The sequence below is a fragment of the Belnapia moabensis DSM 16746 genome (assembly GCF_000745835.1).
Lineage (GTDB): Bacteria > Pseudomonadota > Alphaproteobacteria > Acetobacterales > Acetobacteraceae > Belnapia > Belnapia moabensis.
This window is the reverse complement of sequence record NZ_JQKB01000133.1, coordinates 1-8,728: the sequence shown is the minus strand read 5'-3', so window position 1 is coordinate 8,728 and position 8,728 is coordinate 1. Positions and strand designations below refer to the sequence as shown.

The window sequence follows — 8,728 nt, the reverse complement described above, 5'->3', positions numbered from 1 at the left end:
GATCGAGCCAGATCGTTAGCGAGCCGCGTCGCTTGAGCCCGTCGCTGTAGGCAGGCCAGTTCCTGGTCTTGTAAGTCGGCGGTGTCGGTCTGCTCATGCCGTCCAGCTATCACGCTGGATTCACGAGATGAATCCCCCTCAGGCCATTTGTGCAACAGAGCCTAGCAGATTGGGTGCCTCGGTATGTTTCCTTTTGGCGGCGCACCCGGCTGGTATCGCGGACCTTATTTTCTAGGTAGTGATCCATCATCTCGCCGACAGTCTGCACCTGCGGCGGGGTGGCGATCGCTACCTCGACGCTATGGCCGCGGTCCAGCGCCGCGTTGAGCCGGTCCGCCTTGGCTTTAGCCTCCTGATAGGTCAGGCCGCTTGTGCCCGTCGCGTCGTAGACTCCAAGGACTTCGGTCCGGTCGGCACAGCGCCAATCCCATACGTGCCGTCCGGAGCGGGCCACCCGCAGGCGGAGTCGTTGTGTTTCGAGATCGGTATAATAGACCTGGGTTTTATCGGCAGGGCAGGTGAGGGAAGGGGCTTGGGTTCGGAGGCAAATTTTCGGCATTGGAGGGCTCGGGGTTTTAGTGACCCTGTATGGAAATGTATGAGGTGCCGTCAACCCATACATGGCCCATACGGACCTTAGTCGAATTCAACGATAAAACACCATAAGTCAACCACAATTCAACCAGTGCCTAAGAATTAGTCACTGAAATTTAAGCGGAGAGCGATTAATAATGCACAGAAATCAAAGGCTTATTAGATGACTACTACTTGCCGGCCTTCCGCGCGATGGGTGCGACGAACTGCGCCTCGGTGTCCCAGGGGAAGAGGATCCAGGTGTCCTGGCTCACCTCGGTGATGAAGGTGTCGACCAGCGGCTTGCCGGCGGGCTTGGCATAGACGGTCGCCAGATGGGCGCGGGGCAGCAGGGCGCGGACGACCTTCGCCGTGGTGCCGGTATCGACCAGATCGTCCACCACCAGCCAGCCCTCGCCATCGCCGGCGGCGACGGGCGGCTTGACCACCTGCGGCTCGCCCATCGCCTCCTCGTCATAGGTGACGACGGAGACGGTCTCCAGCAGGCGGCATTCCAGCTCGCGGGCGACGATGGCGCCGGGGATCATGCCGCCGCGGGTGATGGCGACGACGCCCTTGAAGGGGCCGTGCTCCATCAGCCGCCAAGCGAGCGCCTTGCTGTCGCGGTGCAGCTGCTCCCAGCCGACGGTGTAGTATTTCTGCGCCATCAGAACATCCGCCCGCCCTTGGGGACGGCAAGGTCGGGCTTCAGCAGCACGACAGCACCGTTCTCGTCCGGTACGCCGAGCACCAGCACCTCGCTCATGACGGGGCCGATCTGGCGAGGCGGGAAATTGACCACGGCCAGGACCTGCCGGCCGATCAGCTGGTCCGGCTTGTAGTGGACGGTGAGCTGGGCGGAGGAGCGCTTCACCCCGATCTCGCCGCCGAAATCGACCCACAGCTTGATCGCCGGCTTGCGCGCCTCGGGGAAGGGCTGGGCGTCCGTGATGGTGCCGACGCGGATGTCGACCCGCTCGAAATCGGCATAGCTGATGGGCTCGCTCATGCGTTTGAAATAGCCTGGGCGGGAGCGCAGGAGCAAGGCGGCTTGCCGAAGCGGGCCGCTGCCGCCAAAACGCCAGCTGACGGAAACGCTACAGGACGGACGAGCAACATGAAGCGCGACTTCCACGCCCCCGGCCGCAGCGCCGTCTACGGCACCCGCGGCATGGCCGCGACGTCCATGCCGATCGCCACCTTTACCGCGCTCGAGGTTCTGCAGAAGGGCGGCAACGCGCTGGATGCGGCGATCGCCGCTGTCGCCGTGCTGGGCGTGGTTGAGCCGCAGAGCACCGGCATCGGCGGCGACTGCTTCTGCCTCTATGCCCCGGCCGGCACCGGCAAGGTGATCGCGCTGAACGGCTCCGGCCGGGCGCCGGCCGCGGCGACGCCGGAGGCGCTGCGCTCGCGCCAGGTGAGCGCGCTCGAGCCGACCTCGCCGCATGCGGTCACCATCCCGACCGCCGTCTCGGGCTGGGAGCTGTTGAACAAGACCTATGGCCGGAAGGAGCTGGACGAGCTGTTGCGCCCGGCCATCCGTTGCGCCGAGGAGGGCTGGCCTGTCCATGCCCGCGTCGCCGCCGACTGGGCCGTGGCCGCCGGCAAGCTGCGCGGCAACGAGGCCTCGGCGCGCCGCTTCCTGGTCGATGGTGAGGCGCCGCGCATCGGCCACCGCTTCGTCCAGCCGGAGCTCGGCAAGACTCTGCGGGCCATCGGGGCGAAGGGCGCGCGCGGCTTCTACGAGGGCGAGGTGGCGGCCGACATGGTCGCCACGCTGCGGGCTCTCGGCGGGCTGCATACGGAGGAGGATTTCGCCCGCAGCCTGCGCGGGGCGGAGTTCGTCGAGCCGATCAAGACCGCTTGGCGGGGGATGGAGGTCTACCAGTGCCCGCCCAATGGCTCGGGCCTGCATGTGCTCCAGCTGCTCGGCATTCTCGACGGCTTCGAGACACCGGAGGCGGGGCCGATCAGCGCCGAGCGCTACCATCGCCATATCGAGGCGGCGCGGCTGGTCTATCGCGACCGCGATGCCTTCCTTGCCGACCCGGCGCAGGTGGACGTGCCGGTCGCGGCGCTGACCGACCCGGCCTATCTCGCGGCGCTGCGCGGCCTCATCAGCGACGAGCGGGCGATAAAGATGATGCCGCCGGCCGGGACCAGCGACCTCGCGAAGCACAAGGACACGGTCTATCTCTGCGTCGTCGATGAGGAGGGCAATGCATGCTCCTTCATTAACAGCCTGTTCGAGAGCTTCGGCAGCGGCATCCTGGCCGAGAAGTCGGGCGTCATGCTGCACAATCGCGGCTACGGCTTCCGCCTGCAGGAGGGGCACCCGAACTGCATTGCCCCCAACAAGCGGCCGATGCACACCATCATCCCGGGGATGGTGATGAAGGACGGGGAGGCGATCATGCCCTATGGCGTGATGGGTGGGCATTTCCAGCCGATGGGGCAGACCCTGTTCCTGACCAACCACTTCGAGTTCGGCCTCGACGTGCAGGAGGCGATCGACTGCCCGCGTCTCTTCCCTTCTCCGGCCAAGGGCGTGGTCGAAGTGGAGCGGAACATCCCTTCCACCGTGCTCGACCGGCTCAGCCGGCTCGGGCATGAGGTGGCGCTGATCGACAAGCCGCATGGCGGTGGCCAGGCGATCTTCATCGACCGCAAGGCGGGCCTGCTGGTCGGCGGCAGCGATCCGCGGAAGGATGGCTGCGCGCTGGGGTTCTGATCGCCATGCAGGCGGTGCGGGCCGACATCACGACGCTCGATGTCGATGCTGTTGTGACGGCGGCGAATGAGGGGCTGCGCGGGGGTGGGGGCGTTGATGGCGCCGTCCATCGCGCGGCGGGGCCGGAGTTGCTGGCGGCCTGCCGCAAGCTGGGCGGCTGCCCGACCGGGGAGGCGCGGCTCACCCCGGGCTTCCGGCTGAAGGCGCGCTTCGTCATCCACGCGGTCGGGCCGGTCTGGCGCGGCGGGACGGCGGGCGAGCCGGGGTTGTTGGCTTCGGCTTACCGCTCAAGCCTCGCGCTGCTGCGGGCGGCGGGCGGGGCTTCCATCGCCTTCCCGGCCATCTCCACCGGTATCTATGGATATCCGCCCGAGCAGGCCGTCCGCATCGCCGTGGTGACGGTGCGGGAGAATCTGGTCGCGCACGGGCCGCTCGAGGTCGTCTTCGCCTGCTTCGACGACCGCACGCTTGCTCTCTACGAGAAGGAACTTGCCGGATGACCGAACCCTGCGACCTCAGCGCCGTCGAGGCGCGGCGGCTGATCGGGCGGCGCGCGCTCTCGCCGGTCGAACTGCTGGAGAGCTGCCTCAGGCGGATCGACGAGGTGAACCCGGCGGTGAACGCCATCGTCGCCCGCGACGACGAGGCGGCGCGCGCCGAGGCGCGCGCGGCAGAGGCGGCGGTGATGCAAGGCGAGCATCTGGGCGCGCTGCATGGGCTGCCGGTCGGCATCAAGGATCTCGAGGAGACCAAGGGGCTGCTGACCACCTATGGCAGCCCGATCTTCGCCGATTTCGTCCCGAAGGAGGATTGCGGCATGGTGGCGCGCATCCGCGCCGCCGGCGGCGTCGTCATCGGCAAGACCAACACGCCGGAATTCGGCCTCGGCGCCAATACCCGCAACCGGGTGCATGGCGCGACGGGCAATGCCTTCGACAACACCCGCTCGGCGGCAGGCTCCTCCGGTGGCTCGGCGGTCGCGCTGGCGACGGGCATGGCGCCGCTCTGCTCCGGATCTGATACCGGCGGGTCGCTGCGCAACCCGGCCTCCTTCAACGGCATCCTCGGCTATAGGCCGAGCCCGGGCCTCGTCTGCTCGGAGAAGCGGGCACATGGCTGGACGCCGCTCTCGGTGCTCGGCCCGATGGCGCGGGACGCGACGGATGCCTGCCTGATGCTCTCCGCCATCGCCTCCGACGATGCGCGGGACCCGCTGGCCTATACGCTGCATGCGCGGACCGTCCGCGGCGAGCCGGCGCTGTTCAGCCCGCCGCGCAGCCTCGACCTCTCGACGCTGAAGCTCGCCTTCTCCGAGGATCTCGGCCAGGCGCCGACCGAGGCGGTGGTCCGTGAGGCTTTCCGCGCGCGGGTCGCGGCCCTCTCGCCGCTCTTCGCCCGGGCGGAGGCGGCGCATCCCGACTGCTCCGGGGGCGACGAGGCCTTCGAGGTGTTGCGGGCGCAGGGCGTGCTGACGGCGCACGCCGAGAAGGTCCGTACCCGGCCGCAGGATTGCGGGCCGAATGTCATCGCCAATGTCGAGGAGGGGCTGCGCTACAGCCTGGCCGACGGGGCGCGGGCGGCGCAGCTGCAGACGCGCATCTACCGCAACTTCCAGCGCTTCTTCACCGAGCACGACGTGCTGGTGACGCCGGCCATCACCATCAGCCCGCGCAACTGGCGGGAGCTCTACCCGAAGGAGATCGACGGCCAGCCGACCCGGACCTACTTCCACTGGCTGGCGCTGGCCTATTACGTGACGCTCACCGGCCACCCGGCGGTCAGCCTGCCGATGGGGCTGGATGCGAAGGGCATGCCCTTCGGCCTGCAGATCGTCGGGCCGCGGGGCGGCGATGCCTTCGTGCTCGGCGTTGCCGCGGCGATCGAGGCGGCCTGCCGTGGCGATGCGATGCTGGCCCGGCCGGTGCCGGATCTGGCGGCCCTCCGCCAGGCCCCGCCGATCAGCGGAATGGCGGAGTTCCGGACCTTCGACTGAAGACTACCAGCCGCGGTAGGGGCGGCCGTAGCCATAGCCGCCACCGTAACCGCCGCCATAGCCATAGCGTGGGGCCCGATGGTAACCCCGGTTGCCGTAATAGGGCCGGGGATTGTCGCTCGCGGCGCCCGCGGCCAGAGCCGCGGCGACGCCGACACCGGCACCGAGCAACGCGGTGTTGCCCCAGTTGGTGGAGCCGTCAGGGTTCTGGCACCCGGCCAGCAGCAGGCTGGACGAGAGCAGGGCGGCGGCAGCGAAACGATGAATCATGACCTTCTCCTTACGGCCATGAGACCCCAGCTTCACGGCGATTGCGTGGCAGGGTTGTTCAATCTCTCGTGGCCGAGAAGGCGTTGAATGTCTGGAGCGTGTAGGTGTCCTTCACCCCAGCCACCGTCTGCAGTGTCTCGACCACGAAAAGGCCGATATCCTGGTCCGGCTCCAGGTAGAATTTCCCCATCAGGTCGTACTGGCCGGAGATCGAGTGCATCTCGGAGAGTTCCGGAATGGTGTCGGCCATGGTGCGGGCGACGCGGTAGGCTTGGCCCATCTCGCATTTGATCTGCACGAAAATGGCGCGCATCAGCCACTCCTTATCTGTGTCCTGCGGGTGTTCTAGCGCGGTTCAGCCGGTATCCCGAGTCCCCGGCCGTTCGCCGGGGCGGGGAGCGAGGCCGTAGGGGGCGACGAGCGCCCAGACATGCGGCGGGATCATCGATTTCATTCGCGCCGGCACCTCGCGGCGGAGGTGGAGGACGGTCTCGACGGCCTTCATCTCCAGCCGGGCGCGGGCGAATTCCAGGCCGCGGGGCCCGATCCGCGGCATCAGCCAGCCGACCAGGGGGCGCAGCCAAGCCGGCATGCGGCGCAGTGGCAGGCCGCCGGCGGCGCGCTTGGTATTGGCGAGGAAGCCGCGGACGGCGCCCTGGCGCTTGCCGGCCGAGCCAGGGGCCGATAGGCGCAGCTCGCCCTCGATCAGGCCGAGCAGCTCCTCGCCTCGGGCGTTGCGCACCAGCAGCCATTGCTCTCCCTCGCCGGCCATGTAGCCGACCGTTAGATCGGCCAGGACATTGGTATAGTCGACGCAGCTCCGGCAGGTGAGGGGGAAGAAATCACCTGGCAGGCGGGAGAGCGGGAGCTGGAGGAAAGGAATGGCCTTCACCCTGCCATCGGCGAAGCGCAGCTCGACATGGTAGTCGGCGCGGAATTCGAGGTAGGTGATGGTTGCCGGGTCTTCGGCCAGCAGGGCGAGGAAGCGGTGGAAATTCTCGGTCGTCGTGTTGTCGGAACAGGGCGTGCCGATGACATAGAGGCGCTCGAAGCCGAGCTCCGCTTCCAGGGCGCGCAAGGCATAAACCTGGCAGGGGATGCCGATGACGGCGAGGCGGCGGTGGCCGGCGGCGCGGGCGGGTTCCAGCAGGGCGAGCAACGGGGCATAGCCCATGCGCATGCCGCGGCACCCGGCCAAGTCCTCGGGGCGAGTGACCAGGACGGGGACGGGCCGCCAGCGGTCTTCAGGGTCAGGGGCCATGGTGAGGACGGCATCGACGGCGCCCGTCTCCAGCAACCGCTCGGCGATGCGGGTGGTGATGCCGGTCCATTGCGCACCCGGACGGGGCGGGACGAGGGCGGCGCGTAGCATCCGGCGGAAGGGGCCGAAGTGCAGTTCGTCCGGCCGGGCTGGATCGCGCGAGCGGCCATGGACCCGGGCCTCGAGTTTGGCATAGTCGGGGCGGATGAACTGGCAGGCGCGGCCGCAGGCGCCGGGATCAGCGCTGCGGGAGATGCCGCAGTCGGTGCAGAGGCTGCGCGGGACGGCGGGGCGAAGCGGAGATCGGTGGAGGGCAGCTTGGTCCATGGCTGGTTATCGCGCCTCCTTGCCGATGACGGCCAGTAGACCACGATTCGCGACGAATGCATCGCGGATCGTGGTCCGGCTTTTGTCTCGCCGCATGATCCACGCCTTCGGCGGCCATGTTGCAGCTATCCGCCGGCTCCGTGGGAGTGGTCGACCACGACTGCGTGGCGCCGCCTGTCGTGACCTGCGCTCCGGGCCGGTTTCGTTGCATGCCATGCGGCGGCGGGCTAGGCACCCGGCTTACGGACGCCCCCAGACGGAGTAGGAAATATGCGCATTGCGGTCCTTGGTGCCGGCTATGTCGGCCTGGTCTCCGGCGCATGCTTTGCCGAGTTCGGCATTCAGGTCTGCATCGTCGACACCGATCCGGCGAAGGTGGAGGCGCTGCATTGCGGCGTGATCCCGATCTACGAGCCCGGCCTCGACAAGCTGGTGGTAGAGAATGTCGCCGATGGCCGGCTCAGCTTCACGACGAAGCTCGAAGAGGCGATGGAGGGCGCGGACTGCGTCTTCCTCGCCGTCGGCACGCCGTCCCGCCGCGGCGATGGCCATGCCGACCTGCAATATGTCTTCGCCGCCGCCGAGGGCGTGGCGCGGGCGGCAAAGAAGGACCTCGTCCTCGTCACCAAGTCCACGGTGCCGGTCGGGACGGGGAAGAAGATCAAGGAGATCGTGCAGCGGGTGCGGCCGGACCTGACGATCCATGTCGCCAGCAATCCGGAGTTCCTCCGCGAGGGCAACGCGATCGGCGACTTCATGCGCCCCGACCGCGTGGTGCTCGGCGCCGAGAGCGACGTGGCCTTCGCCACGCTGCGCCGGCTGTACCGGCCTCTGTATCTGATCGAGACGCCGATCGTCGCCACCAGCATCGAGACGGCGGAGCTGATCAAGTACGCGGCGAACGCCTTCCTCGCGACCAAGATCACCTTCATCAACGAGATCGCCGACCTCTGCGAGAAGGTGGGCGCCGACGTGCATGACGTGGCGCGCGGCATGGGTCTCGACGGGCGGATCGGGCGGAAGTTCCTCCACGCCGGCCCGGGCTACGGCGGCAGCTGTTTCCCGAAGGACACGCTGGCGCTGGCGATGACGGCGCGCGATGCCGGCGCGCCGGTGCGCCTCGTCGAGACGACGATCGCGGTGAACGACGCGCGGAAGGAGGCGATGGCGGACCGGATCATCGCGGCGCTGGGTGGCGATGTGGCGGGCAAGTCGATCGGCATCCTGGGCGTGACCTTCAAGCCCGAAACCGACGACATGCGCGACGCGCCGAGCCTCGTCATCCTGCCGAAGCTGGTGGCGGCCGGCGCCAAGGTAACGGTGCACGACCCGCAGCCGCACCAGGCGCGGCAGTCGCTGCCCGGCGCGGTGACCTTCGCGGCGACGCCGCTGGAGGCGGTGACGGGGGCGGATGCGGTGGCGCTGCTGACGGAGTGGAACGAGTACCGCTCGATGGCGCCGGAGCGGCTGCGCGATGCGATGCGGGGCCGGGTGGTGCTCGACCTGCGCAACGCCTGGGACCCGGAGGCCATGCGCGAGGCCGGCCTCGATTACTCCGGCATCGGCCGCCCGT

The 8,728-nt window shown here is 68.4% G+C and carries 10 protein-coding genes and 1 pseudogene; 4 read left to right on the top strand and 7 right to left on the bottom strand.

Going from position 1 to position 8,728, the window contains the following annotated elements:
• The 4 genes and pseudogenes from EP26_RS35700 to EP26_RS28175 all read right to left on the bottom strand — a co-directional run.
• Window positions 1-97: pseudogene (locus EP26_RS35700) on the bottom strand (IS5/IS1182 family transposase); the annotation flags it as partial.
• 12 nt (window positions 98-109) lie between these two features.
• Complete coding sequence (locus EP26_RS35695) at window positions 110-559, bottom strand: hypothetical protein (RefSeq protein WP_157033884.1); 450 nt, start codon at window positions 557-559, stop codon at window positions 110-112.
• Between the two features lie 205 nt (window positions 560-764).
• Window positions 765-1,241 carry a xanthine phosphoribosyltransferase gene (gpt, locus tag EP26_RS28180; RefSeq protein ID WP_043344203.1) on the bottom strand — a complete coding sequence of 159 codons (477 nt, stop codon included), beginning with the start codon at window positions 1,239-1,241 and terminating at the stop codon, window positions 765-767.
• Window positions 1,241-1,582 carry a tRNA-binding protein gene (locus EP26_RS28175; RefSeq protein ID WP_043344206.1) on the bottom strand — a complete coding sequence of 114 codons (342 nt, stop codon included), beginning with the start codon at window positions 1,580-1,582 and terminating at the stop codon, window positions 1,241-1,243. Before EP26_RS28175 ends, gpt begins: the two co-directional genes overlap by 1 nt.
• A gap of 108 nt (window positions 1,583-1,690) precedes the next feature.
• On the opposite strand from EP26_RS28175, the gene ggt reads away from it, so the two are divergent.
• From ggt to EP26_RS28160, 3 genes are read left to right on the top strand one after another with little or no spacing between them, the layout of a single operon-like run.
• A complete protein-coding gene (ggt, locus tag EP26_RS28170; protein ID WP_043344200.1) occupies window positions 1,691-3,304 on the top strand; it encodes a gamma-glutamyltransferase in 1,614 nt (537 codons plus the stop codon).
• A 5-nt stretch (window positions 3,305-3,309) separates the two neighbouring features.
• The gene (locus EP26_RS28165; protein ID WP_043344197.1) at window positions 3,310-3,804 is read left to right on the top strand and encodes an O-acetyl-ADP-ribose deacetylase; all 495 of its coding nucleotides are present in this window, start codon (window positions 3,310-3,312) and stop codon (window positions 3,802-3,804) included.
• Window positions 3,801-5,297, top strand: a complete 1,497-nt coding sequence (locus tag EP26_RS28160) for an amidase (protein ID WP_043344194.1) — start codon at window positions 3,801-3,803, stop codon at window positions 5,295-5,297. The genes EP26_RS28165 and EP26_RS28160 overlap by 4 nt, the downstream gene beginning before the upstream one ends.
• A gap of 3 nt (window positions 5,298-5,300) precedes the next feature.
• Here the strand turns inward: EP26_RS28160 and EP26_RS28155 are convergent, their stop codons facing one another.
• Genes EP26_RS28155 through EP26_RS28145 form a run of 3 tightly spaced genes read right to left on the bottom strand, consistent with a single transcriptional unit; the run spans window position 5,301 to window position 7,155 of the window.
• A complete protein-coding gene (locus EP26_RS28155; RefSeq protein ID WP_043344192.1) occupies window positions 5,301-5,567 on the bottom strand; it encodes a hypothetical protein in 267 nt (88 codons plus the stop codon).
• A 58-nt stretch (window positions 5,568-5,625) separates the two neighbouring features.
• Window positions 5,626-5,880, bottom strand: coding sequence for an Lrp/AsnC ligand binding domain-containing protein (locus tag EP26_RS28150; protein WP_043344189.1), 255 nt, complete (start codon window positions 5,878-5,880; stop codon window positions 5,626-5,628).
• A 42-nt stretch (window positions 5,881-5,922) separates the two neighbouring features.
• The gene (locus tag EP26_RS28145) at window positions 5,923-7,155 is read right to left on the bottom strand and encodes a Coenzyme F420 hydrogenase/dehydrogenase, beta subunit C-terminal domain (RefSeq protein WP_043344188.1); all 1,233 of its coding nucleotides are present in this window, start codon (window positions 7,153-7,155) and stop codon (window positions 5,923-5,925) included.
• Window positions 7,156-7,425: 270 nt separating this feature from the next.
• On the opposite strand from EP26_RS28145, the gene EP26_RS28140 reads away from it, so the two are divergent.
• Window positions 7,426-8,728: UDP-glucose dehydrogenase family protein (locus EP26_RS28140; protein WP_043344184.1), on the top strand; the 1,303-nt coding region annotated here is incomplete at its 3' end.

Excerpts from the sequence above, each read along its gene's own strand:
- EP26_RS35695 (WP_157033884.1), bottom strand. The coding sequence starts at position 559 with ATGCCGAAAATTTGCCTCCGAACCCAAGCCCCTTCCCTCACCTGCCCT.
- gpt (WP_043344203.1), bottom strand. The coding sequence starts at position 1,241 with ATGGCGCAGAAATACTACACCGTCGGCTGGGAGCAGCTGCACCGCGAC.
- EP26_RS28175 (WP_043344206.1), bottom strand. The coding sequence starts at position 1,582 with ATGAGCGAGCCCATCAGCTATGCCGATTTCGAGCGGGTCGACATCCGC.
- ggt (WP_043344200.1), top strand. The coding sequence starts at position 1,691 with ATGAAGCGCGACTTCCACGCCCCCGGCCGCAGCGCCGTCTACGGCACC.
- EP26_RS28165 (WP_043344197.1), top strand. The coding sequence starts at position 3,310 with ATGCAGGCGGTGCGGGCCGACATCACGACGCTCGATGTCGATGCTGTT.
- EP26_RS28160 (WP_043344194.1), top strand. The coding sequence starts at position 3,801 with ATGACCGAACCCTGCGACCTCAGCGCCGTCGAGGCGCGGCGGCTGATC.
- EP26_RS28155 (WP_043344192.1), bottom strand. The coding sequence starts at position 5,567 with ATGATTCATCGTTTCGCTGCCGCCGCCCTGCTCTCGTCCAGCCTGCTG.
- EP26_RS28150 (WP_043344189.1), bottom strand. The coding sequence starts at position 5,880 with ATGCGCGCCATTTTCGTGCAGATCAAATGCGAGATGGGCCAAGCCTAC.
- EP26_RS28145 (WP_043344188.1), bottom strand. The coding sequence starts at position 7,155 with ATGGACCAAGCTGCCCTCCACCGATCTCCGCTTCGCCCCGCCGTCCCG.